This window comes from Arthrobacter sp. zg-Y179, assembly GCF_020907345.1.
Classification (GTDB): Bacteria; Actinomycetota; Actinomycetes; order Actinomycetales; family Micrococcaceae; genus Arthrobacter_B; species Arthrobacter_B jinronghuae.
In genome coordinates, this window is sequence record NZ_JAJJOB010000005.1 from 281,370 (window position 1) to 296,569 (window position 15,200).

Genomic DNA, 15,200 nt, shown 5'->3' on the forward strand with positions numbered 1-15,200 from the left:
GCATCATTCTTCGGCGAGCGCAGCGTTCATCTTGCTTGCCAGCTCATCCGCTGTGTCCTTCACCGGCTTCTCCCCGGAGAACCCCTGCGGCAGCAAGTCGGTCTCAAAGGCGTTCCACACGGCGGAGTTTTTGCTTACCGGCAGGGGCTGGGCGTAGTCGAGTGCGTCAAGGAATACCTGGAGATTGGCCTCGGGCATGGAACCGGTGAATGCGCTCTGGGTTCCTTCGAAGGCGGGGATGACCGCTCCGGCGTCGCCCTGTTGCTGCTGCGCCTCCTTGCTGGCCAGGAAGGCCTGCAGGGCCTGCGCCGCCTGCTTCTCCTTCGATGATGCCGAGACAACGTTCGCCACGCCGTGGATCACGGTGGCTTGTTCCTCGCCCTGCGGCAGCGGCAGCACCACGACGTCGCTTTCCAGTTCCGTATCGGTCAGCGCCGAACGGAACCAGCTGCCGCCCCAGTACATGGCGAGCTTGCCCGAGGTGAACCACTGGTCCGCCGTCGTGTCCGTGAGCTGCTGGATGGACGGCGAACCGTTGTTGGCGATCAGGTCGGTCCAGAACTGGATTCCTGCCTGCGTCTCCGGTGAGGAGTAGCCCGATGTGCCGTCTTCGATCACGGTGCCGCCGGCCTGGAAGATGGTGTTGTAGTACGTGGTCTGGCCGTCCATTCCGCCGGCACCGCCGTATGAGCCGTCGGCAGCCAGCGCCGCGGAGATGTCGGCAGCCGTCTTCTGGAACTCTTCCCAGGTCCAGTCCCCTGTGGGCAGCGGCACGCCGGCCTTCTCGAAGAGGGCTTTGTTGGCCCAGATGCCGATGGTGTCGAAGTCCTTGGGCACGCCGTACCGGACGTCGTCGATCGTGTACAGGTCAACAAGTGCTTCCGGATAGTTGGCCGGATCGATATCGCCCGCGTCAACGGCGCCGGTAATCGGCTCAAGCTTGCCGTTCGAGGCGTAGAGACCGATGTTCGGGCCGTTGATCCAGAAGAGATCAGGAAGGGTATCGCTGGAGGCCTGCGTTTGCAGCTTGGTCCAGTATTCGGCATAGGGCGTGACATTGACCGAGACGTCAATGTTCGGGTACTCCTCGTTGAACGCGGTGATGTTCTCTTCGATCGCCGCCACCTGGTTCTTGTCCCACACCCCGTAGGTGATCTCTGCGGTCAGGTCTTTGTCGGCAGCTGAATACTCGCCCGGCTCGGCGGACTCCGCATTCGAACCGCATCCGCTGGCCACCATGGCCAGCCCGACGCCGAGCGCGACCCCGGCGGCGACCCGCCGGGTGGGCGGGCGTACGGGAGTGCGCCGGGCGGAGCGCCAAGCGGCAGAAGGGAACAGGTTTTTCATCAGGAGGTCCTTCCAAGGGTTGATTGCGCGGTGTGAATGGAGTCTGTGGCCGGTGTGGTCACCGGGGCCGGCGTTTGTGGGAAGTGCCGGGCGACATGCGCCGGGAGGGCGGGCACGTCGATGGGCCGCGACCCGTTGCGAAGGGACTCGGCGGCGAGGTAAGCCGCCGCGACCGCTTCCCGGGCCGCGCGCGGGCTGACAACTGTGGGGGCGCCGTCGACCAGGGCGTCGAAGAATTCAGTCATCGTGAGCAGGTCTGCGTCTTCATGGCCGCTGGCTGCGCCGTCAATGGGATATTCGAGGTCACCCGCGACCTGCCATTCACGGCGCCGGTTCCAGACCTTGATACTGCCGCCGGCGGTGTCGCCGACGTTCTCGAGCCGGCCTTCCGTGCCGATCACCGTGTAGTTGCGCCAGTAGTCGGGCGTGAAATGGCACTGCTGGTAGCTGGCCATCACGCCGTTATCGAGCGTCATCAGCATCATGGACAGGTCCTCCACGTCCACCACCGGGTTGAGCCCGGTCTGCCGGCCGGGCGGCCAGTTGTCGTAGGAGAACCAGTCGGGCATGGTTTCGCCGTGCCGGGTGCGCCGGTCGGTGACGCCGCCGTAAACCATCAGCTCCCCCATGGCGACCACCCGGCGGGTGTACCCCGAGGCGAGGTAGTGCACCGCATCGATGTCGTGGCTGGCCTTCTGCAGCAGCAGGCTGCCGGTCTTTGAGCGGTCAGCGTGCCAGTCCTTGTAGTAGTAGTCGCCGCCGTTGCCCACAAAGTGCCGTACCCAGACGGCCTTGACCTCGCCGATTTCACCCCGCTCGATGATCTTCCGCATCGCCCGGACCACCCCGGAATGGCGGAAGTTGTGGCCCACGTAGAGCAGCGTGCCGGATTCGGCTGCCGCGGTGAGGACTCTGTCCGCTCCCTCGAGCGTGATCGCCAGGGGCTTCTCGAGATAGGAAGCGATGCCCGCCTTCAACAGCTTCACCGCTATGGCTTCGTGGGTGTGGTCCGGGGAGGTCACGATCGCGGCATCGATGCCGCCTGCCCGAATCAGGGCGTCAAGCTCGACGTGGAGCACGGCATCGGGGTAGGTCCGCCTGGCGCGGTCACGGCCGGCTTCATTGGGTTCAACGACGGCGACGACACGGGCACCCGGGCGGGCCAGGGACACGTTCCCGGCAATGGCAGCGCGGGCACCGAAACCGATCACGGCCACCCGAAGCGGAGCCGCATCTGCGGCTGGGGCGGCGGCGCTCTGGGATTCCGGATCATTGTGCATGACGCCATCCTGCAGTACGTGCACGAATTTGTCACTAACTAATCCAAAGTGATCATCTTGTGACAAATATGAGCACAGGCGGCTGGTCAGTTCACCCCGAGGCTACAACCTCCAGGTACGCCGACCGGCCTGTTGGCGCTTTCCGCCCGCCGCGTGCCGGAGTGGAGAGTCCGCGGGAGCCCGGGAGGGTACCGGCGCTACCGAGCTGCTGCTGCCACGATGACGTCCACCCCGGCCGCCGCAAGCTCCGCAGCAAGGTCCGGGGCGACGGGCTGGTCGGTGACCAGGACGTCGATGCTCGCGAGCGGGCAGATGCGGGCAAAGGTGCTGCGCCCCAGCTTGGTCGAGTCGGCGGCGATGACGACCCTCCGCGAGACCGCAGCGATTTCCCGGCTTGCCTCCGCCTCGCCCTCATGCAGGGTTGTCGCCCCGAAGTCGGCGCTGAGCCCGTCGACGCCGAGAACCGCCGTATCGATACTGAAGTCCCGCAATGAGGCGGCCACGAGGGGCCCGATGAGTTCATAGGACTGGCGCCGCGGCACCCCGCCCGTGACGACAATCTTGATGTGCTCGCGCACCGACATTTCGTAGGCGATGTTGAGCGCGTTGGTCACAATCGTGACGCCCGGAGCATCTCCCACCGAATGTAACTGCGCACTGCGCCCGAGCATCCGGGCCACCTCGCTGGTTGTGGTGCCGCCGTTGAGGCCCACCGATTCGCCGGGGTGTATGAGCTCGGCAACGGCCTTGGCGATCGCGACCTTGGCGTCCGCCTGGCGGGCAATCTTGTACTGCAGGGGCAATTCGTAGCCCGACCCAAGGGCTGCCGCACCGCCATGGGTCCGCGTCACGAGGCGTTGATCGGCGAGCGTATTGAGGTCGCGCCGCACGGTGGCAGTGGAGACCCCGAGCGCCTCGCTCACCTCAGCGATCGAGACGCTTCCCCGTTCGCTCACGAGATCAAGTACGACATTCAGGCGCTGCTGCTGGGTCATCTGACGGCCAACCTTTCGTTATCTGATCATTTTCTCACACAAAACCTTGCTAACCCTGATTGATTCTGCTCAACTTACGGTGTATCAATCAAAACCAATCTCCATTTGTTCAGCACCCCATGTGACCGAAAGAAGCCCATGCCTGCCACCTTCGTAGAAGCAGAGATTGCCTCCCAACCCGACACCTGGAGGCTCGCTGCCCAGTTGGTGCCAGAGATCGCTGGGAGGCTTCCCCGCAGCGGCGAGCGGGTTGCCGTCATCGGATGCGGGACCAGCTGGTTCATGGCCATGTCCTACGCCGTGCTGCGGGAGAAGGCAGGACACGGCGTGACTGACGCCTATGCCGGAAGTGAATACCCCGCCGGCCGGGACTACGACCGGGTAATCGCCATCTCCCGCTCAGGCACCACCACGGAGATCGTTGATCTGCTGAAATCACTGGGGTCGACCCCCACCACGCTGATCACGGCCGTGGCCGATTCCCCCGCCGGGGCCGCGGCGGATGCCGTTATCGCCCTGCCTTTCGCCGACGAGCAGTCCGTTGTGCAGACCCGATTCGCCACCTCGGTTCTGACTCTGCTGCGCGTCCATCTCGGCGAAGATATCGAGCCCCTGCTCACCGACGTGCAGACCGCGCTGGGCATTCCAGTTGATGACCTGCTCACCGCGGGCCAATGCACGTTCGTCGGCCGCGGCTTCGCGGTCGGCCTCACGTATGAGGCTGCCCTGAAGACCCGCGAGTCCGCGCAGTTCTGGGCGGAGTCCTATCCGGCCATGGATTACCGGCACGGGCCGATCTCGATTGCCGAGCCCGGCCGGCTGGTCTGGAGCCTCGGCGAGCCCCCCGCCGGGCTGGCCGAAGAGGTTGCCGCGACGGGTGCCAGATTCCTGTACCACGATCTGGACCCGCAGGCCGGGCTGGTGGTGGCGCAACGCTTCGCCGTGGGCCTGGCAAAGTCCCGCGGCCTTGACCCCGACCATCCCCGCTCGCTGACCCGCTCCGTTGTCCTGACATGACCGCGGCGGGAAGCAGCCTGCGCGGCGGGGCAGCCGGCGGCTTCGGTGCACGGAAGTCCGGGGTTGTGTCCGCGCTGAGGGCCGGGCCGTGGCGCGCGTAGTCGTGATCACGCCGCACCCGGCGGTGGATGTCACCTACAACGTGGCACGGCAGGTGCTCGGCGAGACCGTTCGTGTCCTGCGCGTGCGGCGTCGTGCCGGCGGCAAGGGCATCAACGTGGTGCAGGTGCTCCGGCAGTTGGGGGTGGATGCGTTGGCCGTGCAGCCGCTCGGCGGAGCTGCCGGGGAGTCGATCCGCAGGCAGCTCGCCGATGACGGAGTGACGGCCGTAAACATCGACGCCTCCCATGAGACCCGCACGACGGTTGCAGTTGTTGACGACCTGGCGCATCCGACGCTCTATGCCGAGCCCGGCGGCCCCCTCGGCCCCCGGGGCTGGGACCTTCTTCTGGCCGCGGCCGCGGAGAACTGCGAACCCGGCGGCTTTCTCGTCATCGCCGGATCCTTCCCGCCCGGCACCACGCCCCGCCAGGTCGCCTCGCTGGTGGCAGCGGGCCGGACGGCGGGAGCATTCGTCATTGTCGATGCCCGGGGACCGGCTTTGGTCGCCGCGGCCGGCGCCGGGGCCCATCTGGTGAAGCCCAACGAGGCAGAGCTGCTCGAGGCCACGGGATCGGCAGACCTCCAATCCGGCATTGCCCGGTTGCTGGAGCAGGGCGCCGGGAGCGTTATCGCCTCGAGGGGGGCGGCAGGCCTTGTCCTCGCCTGCAGCGACGGAACCCGCGAATCCCAGCCCGGCGTGCCTGGGGTTTCGGGCAATCCGACCGGGGCCGGAGACGCCGCCACCGCCGGCCTCGTGGCGGCACTTGTGGGCGGCGCGACCCTGCCGGAGGCGCTTCGGCAGGCCGCCGTCGTCGGCGCGGCCGCAGTGCTCTCTCCGACAGCGGGAGCGATTGATCCCGCCCACCTCACCCGGCTCAGCGAACGCCTTGAGGCGCACCGCTAGGCGCCATGCCATCCGCCTCCCGCCCACTATCGACACCTGGGGTATTCATGAACACGTCCACTGAACTCGACCTTGTGGCCAACGCCAGCGCGGCCCGGCAGGGAATCGGCGCCTTCAACGTGGTGCTGCTTGAACATGCGGAGGCCATCGTGGCCGGAGCTGAGCGGGCGGGCCGGCCGGTGATTCTTCAGATCAGCCAAAACACGGCCAGTTACCACGGGTCCTTTGAACCCATCATGGCGGCAAGCCTGGCCATTGCGGGCGCCGCAAGCGTGCCGGCAATCGTGCACCTCGACCATGCCGAAGACCTTCAGCTTGTGTACGCCGCCGTCGAATTCGGGGTACAGAGCGTGATGTTCGACGGTTCTACCCTCGATTATGAGGAGAACGTGGCAACCACCCGCAAGGTCGTTGAGTTCTGCCACGATCATGGGGTCTTCGTGGAAGCCGAGCTGGGTGAGGTCGGTGGAAAGGACGGCGTGCACGCCCCCGGCGCCCGAAGCCGGCCGGACGAGGTGGCTGCCTTTGTGGCCGCCACCGGGGTGGATGCCCTCGCCGTCGCCGTCGGAACCTCGCACGCCATGACCTCCCGGGTTGCGACCGTTGATCGGGAGCTCATAGGAGAACTGGCTGCCTGTGCCGGTGTCCCCCTTGTACTGCACGGCTCCTCCGGGCTGAGCGATGAGGAGTTAATCGGTGCCGTTCGTGCCGGGATGACCAAGATCAACATCTCCACCCATCTCAACGGGCTCTTCACCGCCGCGGCCAGGCAGGCGCTCAATGCCGATGCCGCACTCGTTGATCCCCGCAAGTACATCACTCCTGCCCGGAACGCGGTGGCCGGCGAAGTCGCCCGACTGCTGCGGTTGCTCGCGCCCTGACCGTTCCGCCGGGGCGGTGCGGACGGCGGCAGTTCGGGTGTAGGCATGTTTACGAACTGCACTACACAACCTCGCGTAGCAACGCACACCCTGTTTGCCGCGTTCGGCCCTCCGCCGGAAATGGGTAAGAATGGCGAGAAGGATAGCCGCTCCCCGCCAACTGTTTCCAAGAAAGAGGCACCAATGCTGCGTACCGCCGACGTCGCAATCATCATGCGCACCAAGAACCGTCCGGTTCTGCTGAAGCGTGCAATCGGAGATGTGCTCGACCAGAAATTCCAGAACTGGCATCTCGTCATCGTCAATGACGGCGGTCGGGCGGACGTGGTCGCTGAACTCGTGAAGGGCTTCAGGGACAAACTCGAGGACCGTGTGACGGTTATCCACCACGCCACCAGCCGTGGAATGGAAGCCGCTTCGAACGCCGGGATCGCGGCGTCGTCGTCGCAGTATCTGGTAATCCACGACGACGACGACACCTGGCACGCGGATTTCCTCGCCCGGACCGTCGAATACCTGGACAGCAGCACCGACGCCGCGGTAGGGGTGCGGACGGAAATCGTCTACGAGCGCCTGGACGGGGAAACCATCACGGAAACCGGACGTGCACCGTTCGGCCCCGCAGTGCCGGCGCTTTTGCTGGGCGAAATCCTGCGCTACAACCGCTGCGTCCCCATTTCCCTGCTGTACCGGCGCTCACTCCATGAAGAGGTTGGCGGCTTCGATGAGAAGCTGACCGCCGTCGGGGACTGGGAATTCCTGCTTCGGGTCATGCAGGCGCACCCCGTGGGGTTCATCGACGGCGAGCCGCTCGCCTTCTGGCGCCAACGTTTGGAGGCCACAGACGAGACCGCGAACAGTGTCCTCGCGGGCAACGAAGCGCACAGGCTCTACGACCGGGTGGTCCGCGACCGTTACCTCCGGGAATATGCGGGCAACCAGGGCATCGCCCCGCTGCTGCATCTGGAGGGGTCAATCGAGGAACACTTCCACCACCTGCACCAGCGGCTCAACTATTCCGAGAGCCTCCTGCACGAGCTGAAGGCCCAAGCAGAGCGGGCGGAGGAACGGGCGCGGCTTCTGGAAGCCGCGGTCAGCGACGCAAGCCTCATTAGCCTCATCCGCCGCCGGTACCGCCGGTTGAAGGATCGTCTTCCCTCAAGGGCGTAAGAGACGACGTCCGCGGAGCGTAGGACGCCCGGCGCTCCGGCTCCCGGCCCGGTTTCGGTGGAAACCGGGCCGGGAGCCGGGCCGACGACATGGTTTCAGGGCCGGTGCCGGCGCTTCACCTAGAGCAACGCCGCCCGCCGCGTATATCCAGAACCGGAAACCTTCGATAGCATCCGGCCCCATGGAAATCCTTGAGTACCGCCCGCGTCCGGACCAGCTGGTCTACACCTTCGGCGGGGCCGAGCCAGTGATGAAGGTTCGACCGGGAACCGCCTTGAAGCTCTGGTCGGAGGACGCGTTCAACAACGCGCTGACCACGGTCGAGGACCTCTCCAGTGAGAAGGTCGACCTCAACTTCGTGAACCCGCAGACCGGACCGTTCTACGTTGAAGGCGCCGAACCCGGCGACACGCTCGCCCTGCACATCGTGGAACTGACCCCGGCGCGGAGCTACGGCGCCTCCGCCACCATCCCGTTCTTCGGCGGGCTCACCAGCACCGACCGCACCGCTTTCCTGCAGGATCCGTTGCCGGACACCACCTGGATTTACCACGTGGACTCCGCCCGCTCCACCGTCGGTTTCTCCGCCCGGTTCGGGGACTTTGAGGTGGCCCTGCCGCTGGAACCCATGCTGGGAACGGTCGGGGTGGCTCCTCCCGGCGGGGAGGTCCGCTCCTCCCTGGTCCCCGAACGCTTCGGCGGAAACATGGACGCCCCGGAGGTGAAGGCCGGAACCACCGTGTACCTCGGGGTGAACCAGCCGGGCGCGCTGTTCTCCATCGGCGACGGGCACTACCGCCAGGGCGAAGGTGAAGCCTGCGGCACCGCCGTCGAAGGAGCCATGCATTCCACGATCCTGGTGGAACTGATCAAAGGCGGCGCCCCGGCCTGGCCTCGGCTGGAGACCGACGCCGAGTGGATGGCCGTCGGTTCGTCCCGGCCCATGGAGGATTCCTGGCGCATCGGTCAGGTGGAGATGGTGCGCTGGTTCGGCGAGCTTTTCGGCCTGCACCAGATGGACGCCTACCAGTTGCTCACCCAGACAGCGCAGGCACCGATCGCCAACGCCGTGGACGCCAACTACTCCGTGGTGGTCAAGGCACGCAAGTCCCTGTTCCCGCAGGCCGCAGCCTACGGCGGGCTGCACGCCGACCTGCGCCGGCGCAGTGAAGAACTTCTCTAAACCCGACAACCTGCCCCGGAGGAAACCATGGATCTGCAGTTGAACGGCAAGACGGCACTGGTCACCGGCGGAACCCGGGGAATCGGGCGGGCCATCGTGGAAGCGTTCGCCGCGGAGGGGGCCAACGTTGCCTTCTGCGCCCGGGACGCGGCGGAAATCAGTGCCACCGAAACGGCGTTGGCCGGCAGTGGCGCGAAGGTGGAAGGCACCGTTCTGGACGTGGGCGACGGCGACGCGGTGGCCGCCTGGGTGGATGCCGTCGCCGGACGCTTCGGTGGTTTGGACGCGGTGGTCAGCAACGTCAGCGCCCTGGCCATCGATGACAGTGCCGAGTCGTGGGAGGCGTGCCTGCGGGTAGACCTGATGGGAACCGTGCGCCTGATGCAGGCGGCGATCCCGCATGTTGGGCGCAGCGAGTCGCCGTCGCTGGTGGCCATTTCCAGCGTCTCCGGCCGGGAGGTTGATTTCGCGTCCGGGCCGTACGGCACGGTCAAGTCCGCGCTGATCGCCTATATGGCCGGGCTGGCCTTCCAGCTGGCCGGGACCGGGATCCGCGCCAACACGGTGTCGCCGGGTAACACCTATCACGACGGCGGCGTCTGGCAGAGCATGGAACGGAACAGTCCGGAGATGTTTGCCTCGTCCCTGGCGCTGAATCCCACCGGACGGATGGGCAGCGCGCAGGAGGTGGCCGACGTCGTTGTTTTCGTCTCCAGTCCGTGCGCCTCCCGGATGACCGGAGCGAACGTCCTCGCGGACGGTGGCCTCTCCCGGGGAATCCAGTTCTAGGAAAACGTCGTCCGGAACATAGGCGGTGGCCCCTGGCGTGGGCCGCCTACGCCGTCATTTCCTACCCGGCTTCGACGGCTGCGGCGAGCGCTCCTGACCCGAATACTGCGCTTCAATATCCTTGCTCCAGGCACGCGCGTATATCCCAAGGGCCCCCTGTTCCCGGGGTGGAAAGCCCAGCCGGTTGAGTGCCAGCCCGCTAGCCCCCATAGCCAGCTGCTGCGCACTGCGACTGATGCGTTGCTTGTCTGCCCGGTACAAATACTCATCGATGGCCCTTGCCCAGCGCTTCCGCCAGATATCCACTGCCGACTCCGAGGCAAGGGCGGCCATCACCCTATGCGCAGGCATAACCCGGGGTGCCATCTGGGCCATCATTGCCGTGCGTGCCTGCCCGGAGTGCGAACCAAAAGAACCTGTGCAGGCGTGCAGATGGGCGTTCCAGTAGTAGTCCCAGCTAGTGGTTCTGCGGTCGGGCCACACAGCCGACCGCGGTCCGCGCATCATGGCGTGGCCGGTGTCGAAGAGAAGCAGGGCGGCCAGCATCGAGCGCATGTTGAGACGGGGAAAGCGGTTGACTGCCCACAAAGCCAGGTCCGAGGACAAGTCGGCAACCTCAGAAACCAGTTCCAAGCCCTTCGGTCCACCGAACCGGGCAAATGCCGCTTCCATTACTTCGTGCACCGGTTCGCCTGATCGGGGTGGATAAGTGATGTCCGGCCACCGGGAGATCTTCACGGGACCCAGTGAGGCAGCGCTTTCGTCTGCCAACGCGTACACAAACTTCCAAAGCCGCTTAACGACGTCGTCGGCGGCACGCACATGCAGGTGCACGGCCGGATGGGCGGATTCCAGCCTGCGGGAAAAGCCAAACCAGCGCTCTCCCCCGGTCCTCGTTCCGGACATCAGCGGAGCAACAATACGGCGGACTATTTCATCACCTGCATCCCTGCGCTCCGGCTCTACAGTCAACATGGACCACACAGCCGTGCTGTCGTGCTGCACAGGACGGGCAGCTGCCTCTCGATGACCAGTGTTCGATTGCATTACGCGGCTCATATCATCCCCAAAATGATCGTCTTGACTTCGGAAGGTGTGTGCCCAACAGTGCGTTCGCAACAGTGTGTTGCCAACATGTGAATGTCCATACGGGTTCTAAGAAATTTTCCATTTGTGTCAGGGACTCTTTTCCTGCGCACGGTGACCGACTATGGGTTTTGTGAACCAGCGACGCGCACTGCACCACACCGGCTTCGGCGGAACCGGTACTTGGCCGGGGAGTTCACCTCCAGCTAGCTCCGGCGGGGCCCCGGACTACGCTGGAACAATGACACACAGCTTCGACAAGGACTACTGGGAGCAGCACTGGCACGAGGCCCCGGACACCGACCCGGCCGCCGGACATCAGCCGCCCGCGAACCCCTACGTGGCACGCCTCGCGGCGGAGCTCCCGGCAGGCAGCGCGCTCGACGCCGGCTGCGGAACGGGCGCGGAAGCCCTGGAACTGGCCGCGCACGGCTGGACGGTAGTGGGTGCGGACGTATCCGCATCTGCCCTCGCCGCAGCGTCCCGGCGTGCCGAAGCGCAGACCCTGTCCGGCAGCGTGAACTGGATCGAGGCGGACCTGGTGTCCTGGGAACCGGAACGCCGCTTTGACCTGGTCACCACCAACTACGCCCACCCGGCGATGCCGCAGCTGGCGTTCTATACCAAGGTCGCGGAGTGGGTGGCTCCGGGCGGCACCCTCCTGATTGTCGGGCACGCGCACGACGACGAGGCCACCACAGCGCACGGGCATCACCCGCCGGCCGAAACGACGGTAACGGCCCGGGACATCCAAGCACTGCTGGATCCGGCGACATGGAGCATCACCGTCGCCGAGGAACATCCGCGCTCCATGACCGCCCCGGACGGCAGTCAGGTCACCCTGCGCGACGTCGTCGTCCAGGCCGTCCGCCAGCGCTAATCCGGGACTGCCCCCTAGGCCGCGTTCCTTCCGGGTGCTTCCGGACCGGTGGGCCAGCGCAGCAGCGCGGCGACGCCGGCTCCGCCGGGCAGGACGCCGTCGGGCACCAGAAGGAGTCGCGCATCGGTCAGGGCGGCCGCCCGCAGCAGGGCCACGGGAGCGGAAACCTTGCCCAGCACGTCTGAGCCCAGCGCTTGTTCCTCCGCAGTGGCCACCCACGGCTCGGCACCGAGTGCCAGCAGCGGGTGGTCGGCGAGCGCGGTGTCATTCAGGATCAGCACGTCCACCTGAGCCTGTTGGAGCGCCTGGACAACAGCACCGATGCCGGTGGTCGACTCGGGGTTGGCCTGCCCTTGCTGCAGGGCAAGGCGGTCCATGATCTGTTCCTGCTCGTCCGCCCACTGCAGGGCAATCAGTTCCTGGACGCGGTCCCCAAAACCCTCATGATGGGCGCCGCCGGTACGGGTATGCGAATCGAGCATGCGGACCAGATTCCGGTGCGCTTCGGCGAGCTGGTCCTGCACCAGTCCGCGGGCACGGACATCACCCGCGAGCACGATCAGCCGGGCACCGCTGCTATCCACGATGCTGTCGATCTGTCCGGCCACCTCGTCCGCGTTCCGGCGCCAGATATCTTCGGTCCTGCGCTGCTGCTTGTCCTGCGCCCAGCCGTCGCCGACGGAGAGTTTGCGGATATCTTCGCTGGAGCCTTCAACATCCTGGACGCTGGCGGGCCCGGGGCGGCCCACGTATGCCAGCCGGATCTCGGCGCCTTCCCGCGACACTTCCGCAACGATGTACGGGAATTCTTCGGGGCGGTGCTTGAGCAGCGGCAGCAGGTCCGGAACTATTCCCGCGGAAAGGTGCTTCGGGCCCATCAGCGGGCCGGGCAGGAGTTCGTTCAGTTCCACCGTTCCCTGCCGGACGAGGACGAAGCGAGACACCGGGGCGGGTACTCCGTAAGCAGGAGCCACCGCGGCTTCCATGGCCTCAAGGTCCGCCGGCGAGGCCCCCTTTTCCGCCAGCGCCGTCCGGACGTTGCCCGGGCGGACTTCAGCGGCTTCGCGGCCTTCCACGGTTCCGGCCCCGGCATCGACATAGGCGGCGCACCAGGGTCCTTGTTTCCGGTAGAGGTCAGCGAATTTGTGGAGATGCTCGGTCATGGCGATCTCCTTCCCGTACGGGTGTTCCCGCACATCGATTCAATCCGTGCCTCTAGCTAACACCGGCGTCCGCGGCAACTAAAGGGTTGCGCACGCCGCACGCCTGCCACCCGCCGGTCTAATCCGCGAGCGAACGGATAACCCGTGCCGGTGACCCGACGGCGAGGGACCGCGCCGGAACGTCCTTGGTGACGACGGCGCCGGCGGCCACCACGGAATCGTCGCCGATAGTCACGCCCGGCAGCACGGTGACGTTGGAGCCGAGCCAGACGTTCCGGCCGAGGGCGACCGGCGCCGGATGCATGTCCGCCCGGCGGGCCGGGGACAGATCATGGTTGAGCGTGGCCAGGACGGCGTTGTGGCCGATCAGGCAGTCATCGCCGATGCGGATTCCGCCCTGGTCCTGGAACCGGCAGCCGGCATTGATGAACACCCGTTTCCCCAGGCTGATGTTCCGGCCGAAGTCGGAGGAGAACGGCGGGAACAGGGCAACGGTCTCGTCCACCGGTTTCCCGGTCAACAGGGAGAGCAGCTCCCGCACCCGTGCCGGTTCGTGGTAGCCGCCGTTCAGCTCGCCGGTGATCCGCAGGGCGGCCTGGCTGGCGTAATGCATGGCTTCGTGAAGCGGCGATCCGGCGGTAATGGTTTCGCCTGCGTTCAGCGCCGCGAGCAGTTCCTCGAGGTCCATGGGAGTCCTTGTCGGTTGACCTTCCCGTCCTACCGTTGCACCGGTGCGGCCGGGTGGCAACAGCTCCCGGATCGGCGGGGCGAATGCCGCGCCGTCCCGCCGTCGTCGTCCTCGGGTCGCCGAACCTGGCGGACCTAGCCGTCGCGCCAGGAACCCCGGAGAACCTCGATGCCGTCCAGCAGCACGTCCAGCCCGACGGCGAACTCGGCGTCGTAGTCGTAGCCCTCCTTCGCCAGCTCCCCCACCACTTCGAGCAAGTACGGATACCGGGCCGCGGCCTCCGCCGATTCCGCAGCGCGGGTGGCGGCCGCAGCCTCGGCCGATTCCTCCGGGGTCTCGAAGGACAGGGTCTTCTGCTGCAGGGCGAAGCCGTACACGTAGGCATCGAGCAGACTCGTGACGTGGACGGTGCTGCGGAAGGAAAAACCGCTCTGCCGCAGGCAGCCCAGCAACGCGTTGTGCTGGCGCAGGTTCTCCGGACCCGGCCGGCCCGCCGCCTCCATCAGCCCCACCGCCCACCGGTGCGTGACCAGTGCGGCACGGAGGGAGACGGCACGATCACGCATGGCCTGCTTCCAGCCGTGCCCGCTGTCCGGCTCCGTGACCTCCGCCCAGACCAGGTCCACCATGCCCTCGAGCAGTTCCTGCTTGTTCGACACATGCTTGTACAGCGCCATGGGCACCACGCCGAGTTCCTGGGAAAGCGTGCGCATGGTGAAACCGTCGATGCCCACCTGGTCGGCCAGCACGACGCCGGCGCGCAGCACGGCGTCCCGGTTCAGGCGCGGGCGACGCACGGACGATTCCTGCTGCCCAGCCTTCGGTACCTGTCCCACAGAGCCGCCTTCCGGGAAATCGATGCTTGACAGAGTGTACGACATACACCTAGGTTCGTCGCATCGGGTGTACGTAGTACACCTTTGGCCGACAGGAGCACCATGCACGCCTCCAACCGGACCGCCCGGACCGCCGGGATCCTCTTCCTCCTCACCTTTGCCTCCGCCATCACCGGGGCCGCACTGTACGCACCCCTGCTGACCGACCCGGACTACCTCGCCGGAGCCGGCACGGACACCCGGATCCTGCTCGGGGCGGTCTGCGAACTGGTGCTGATCGTCGCGAACATCGGCACCGCCGTCGTGCTGTTTCCCATCCTCCGGCGCTACAGCGAGACCGCAGCGGTCGGCTATGTTGCTGCGCGGATCATGGAGTGCGCTCTGATTGCCGTCGGAATCCTCAGCGTGCTCACCGTAGTGACGCTGCGGCAGACCGCCGGGGCCGACGCAGGGGAGTACCGGCCCGTGGCCCGGGCACTGGTGGCGGTGCATGACTGGACGTTCCTGCTCGGCCCGGGGTTCGTGGTGGGCATCGGCAACGGGCTGCTGCTGGGGTTCCTGATGTACCGCTCGCACCTGGTGCCGCGGCCGATGGCGCTGTTCGGCCTGATCGGCGGCCCGCTGATGTCGCTGTCCGGTATTGCCGTGCTTTTCGGCGCCTATGAACAGTCCTCGGTTCCGTCCGCGCTGGCCACCCTTCCGGAGATCATCTGGGAGGCGTCGCTGGGGATTTACCTGACGGTCGTAGGCTTCCGCCGGCCGCGGGACAGCGGAGCGGACCTGGCGGCCGACGTCGACAGCAGGCAGCAGGCGGCGTAGATTCCGGCAGGAGCGGAATCGCCGGCAGGCAGGGGCCGCCCCCGAGCCGGCCGGAACCGG

General features: G+C 66.4%; 15 protein-coding genes. 8 read left to right on the top strand and 7 right to left on the bottom strand.

Annotated elements, in window-relative coordinates:
- Positions 1–3: 3 nt before the first annotated feature.
- From LOC56_RS04465 to LOC56_RS04475, 3 genes are all read right to left on the bottom strand, one after another.
- Complete coding sequence (locus LOC56_RS04465; RefSeq protein ID WP_229950865.1) at positions 4–1,347, bottom strand: ABC transporter substrate-binding protein; 1,344 nt, start codon at positions 1,345–1,347, stop codon at positions 4–6.
- Positions 1,347–2,627 carry a Gfo/Idh/MocA family protein gene (locus LOC56_RS04470; RefSeq protein ID WP_229950866.1) on the bottom strand — a complete coding sequence of 427 codons (1,281 nt, stop codon included), beginning with the start codon at positions 2,625–2,627 and terminating at the stop codon, positions 1,347–1,349. The genes LOC56_RS04465 and LOC56_RS04470 overlap by 1 nt, the downstream gene beginning before the upstream one ends.
- A gap of 197 nt (positions 2,628–2,824) precedes the next feature.
- On the bottom strand, positions 2,825–3,622 hold the full coding sequence (locus LOC56_RS04475; RefSeq protein ID WP_231703500.1) for a DeoR/GlpR family DNA-binding transcription regulator: 798 nt from the start codon (positions 3,620–3,622) through the stop codon (positions 2,825–2,827).
- A 138-nt stretch (positions 3,623–3,760) separates the two neighbouring features.
- Here LOC56_RS04475 and LOC56_RS04480 point away from each other — a divergent pair, with 138 nt between their 5' ends.
- The 6 genes from LOC56_RS04480 to LOC56_RS04505 all read left to right on the top strand — a co-directional run bounded on the left by LOC56_RS04480 (position 3,761) and on the right by LOC56_RS04505 (position 9,668).
- On the top strand, positions 3,761–4,639 hold the full coding sequence (locus LOC56_RS04480; RefSeq protein ID WP_229950870.1) for an SIS domain-containing protein: 879 nt from the start codon (positions 3,761–3,763) through the stop codon (positions 4,637–4,639).
- Positions 4,640–4,727: 88 nt separating this feature from the next.
- A complete protein-coding gene (locus LOC56_RS04485) occupies positions 4,728–5,645 on the top strand; it encodes a 1-phosphofructokinase family hexose kinase (RefSeq protein WP_229950872.1) in 918 nt (305 codons plus the stop codon).
- Positions 5,646–5,692: 47 nt separating this feature from the next.
- Positions 5,693–6,526: a class II fructose-bisphosphate aldolase gene (locus tag LOC56_RS04490; RefSeq protein ID WP_229950874.1), complete on the top strand. Its 834-nt coding sequence runs from the start codon at positions 5,693–5,695 to the stop codon at positions 6,524–6,526.
- Between the two features lie 183 nt (positions 6,527–6,709).
- Positions 6,710–7,696: a glycosyltransferase gene (locus tag LOC56_RS04495; RefSeq protein WP_229950876.1), complete on the top strand. Its 987-nt coding sequence runs from the start codon at positions 6,710–6,712 to the stop codon at positions 7,694–7,696.
- 181 nt (positions 7,697–7,877) lie between these two features.
- Positions 7,878–8,879 carry an acetamidase/formamidase family protein gene (locus LOC56_RS04500; RefSeq protein WP_229950877.1) on the top strand — a complete coding sequence of 334 codons (1,002 nt, stop codon included), beginning with the start codon at positions 7,878–7,880 and terminating at the stop codon, positions 8,877–8,879.
- A gap of 27 nt (positions 8,880–8,906) precedes the next feature.
- The gene (locus LOC56_RS04505) at positions 8,907–9,668 is read left to right on the top strand and encodes an SDR family NAD(P)-dependent oxidoreductase (protein WP_229950879.1); all 762 of its coding nucleotides are present in this window, start codon (positions 8,907–8,909) and stop codon (positions 9,666–9,668) included.
- 54 nt (positions 9,669–9,722) lie between these two features.
- Here LOC56_RS04505 and LOC56_RS04510 read toward each other — a convergent pair whose 3' ends face one another.
- Entirely contained in the window at positions 9,723–10,643 is a 921-nt protein-coding gene (locus LOC56_RS04510) for a lantibiotic dehydratase C-terminal domain-containing protein (protein WP_229950881.1), read from the bottom strand.
- A gap of 352 nt (positions 10,644–10,995) precedes the next feature.
- On the opposite strand from LOC56_RS04510, the gene LOC56_RS04515 reads away from it, so the two are divergent.
- Positions 10,996–11,634, top strand: a complete 639-nt coding sequence (locus tag LOC56_RS04515; RefSeq protein ID WP_229950882.1) for a class I SAM-dependent methyltransferase — start codon at positions 10,996–10,998, stop codon at positions 11,632–11,634.
- 14 nt (positions 11,635–11,648) lie between these two features.
- Here the strand turns inward: LOC56_RS04515 and LOC56_RS04520 are convergent, their stop codons facing one another.
- The 3 genes from LOC56_RS04520 to LOC56_RS04530 all read right to left on the bottom strand — a co-directional run bounded on the left by LOC56_RS04520 (position 11,649) and on the right by LOC56_RS04530 (position 14,366).
- Positions 11,649–12,797 (bottom strand): baeRF2 domain-containing protein, encoded by a 1,149-nt coding sequence (locus LOC56_RS04520; RefSeq protein ID WP_229950884.1) that lies wholly within the window; start codon positions 12,795–12,797, stop codon positions 11,649–11,651.
- A 118-nt stretch (positions 12,798–12,915) separates the two neighbouring features.
- Complete coding sequence (locus tag LOC56_RS04525; RefSeq protein ID WP_229950886.1) at positions 12,916–13,485, bottom strand: DapH/DapD/GlmU-related protein; 570 nt, start codon at positions 13,483–13,485, stop codon at positions 12,916–12,918.
- Positions 13,486–13,619: 134 nt separating this feature from the next.
- Positions 13,620–14,366, bottom strand: coding sequence for a TetR/AcrR family transcriptional regulator C-terminal domain-containing protein (locus LOC56_RS04530; RefSeq protein ID WP_229950891.1), 747 nt, complete (start codon positions 14,364–14,366; stop codon positions 13,620–13,622).
- A gap of 57 nt (positions 14,367–14,423) precedes the next feature.
- Between LOC56_RS04530 and LOC56_RS04535 the strand changes: the two genes are divergently transcribed.
- A complete protein-coding gene (locus LOC56_RS04535; RefSeq protein ID WP_229950894.1) occupies positions 14,424–15,140 on the top strand; it encodes a DUF4386 domain-containing protein in 717 nt (238 codons plus the stop codon).
- Positions 15,141–15,200: the final 60 nt, after the last annotated feature.

Excerpts from the sequence above, each read along its gene's own strand:
- LOC56_RS04465 (WP_229950865.1), bottom strand. The coding sequence starts at position 1,347 with ATGAAAAACCTGTTCCCTTCTGCCGCTTGGCGCTCCGCCCGGCGCACT.
- LOC56_RS04470 (WP_229950866.1), bottom strand. The coding sequence starts at position 2,627 with ATGCACAATGATCCGGAATCCCAGAGCGCCGCCGCCCCAGCCGCAGAT.
- LOC56_RS04475 (WP_231703500.1), bottom strand. The coding sequence starts at position 3,622 with ATGACCCAGCAGCAGCGCCTGAATGTCGTACTTGATCTCGTGAGCGAA.
- LOC56_RS04480 (WP_229950870.1), top strand. The coding sequence starts at position 3,761 with ATGCCTGCCACCTTCGTAGAAGCAGAGATTGCCTCCCAACCCGACACC.
- LOC56_RS04490 (WP_229950874.1), top strand. The coding sequence starts at position 5,693 with ATGAACACGTCCACTGAACTCGACCTTGTGGCCAACGCCAGCGCGGCC.
- LOC56_RS04495 (WP_229950876.1), top strand. The coding sequence starts at position 6,710 with ATGCTGCGTACCGCCGACGTCGCAATCATCATGCGCACCAAGAACCGT.
- LOC56_RS04500 (WP_229950877.1), top strand. The coding sequence starts at position 7,878 with ATGGAAATCCTTGAGTACCGCCCGCGTCCGGACCAGCTGGTCTACACC.
- LOC56_RS04505 (WP_229950879.1), top strand. The coding sequence starts at position 8,907 with ATGGATCTGCAGTTGAACGGCAAGACGGCACTGGTCACCGGCGGAACC.
- LOC56_RS04510 (WP_229950881.1), bottom strand. The coding sequence starts at position 10,643 with ATGTTGACTGTAGAGCCGGAGCGCAGGGATGCAGGTGATGAAATAGTC.
- LOC56_RS04515 (WP_229950882.1), top strand. The coding sequence starts at position 10,996 with ATGACACACAGCTTCGACAAGGACTACTGGGAGCAGCACTGGCACGAG.
- LOC56_RS04520 (WP_229950884.1), bottom strand. The coding sequence starts at position 12,797 with ATGACCGAGCATCTCCACAAATTCGCTGACCTCTACCGGAAACAAGGA.
- LOC56_RS04525 (WP_229950886.1), bottom strand. The coding sequence starts at position 13,485 with ATGGACCTCGAGGAACTGCTCGCGGCGCTGAACGCAGGCGAAACCATT.
- LOC56_RS04530 (WP_229950891.1), bottom strand. The coding sequence starts at position 14,366 with ATGTCGTACACTCTGTCAAGCATCGATTTCCCGGAAGGCGGCTCTGTG.
- LOC56_RS04535 (WP_229950894.1), top strand. The coding sequence starts at position 14,424 with ATGCACGCCTCCAACCGGACCGCCCGGACCGCCGGGATCCTCTTCCTC.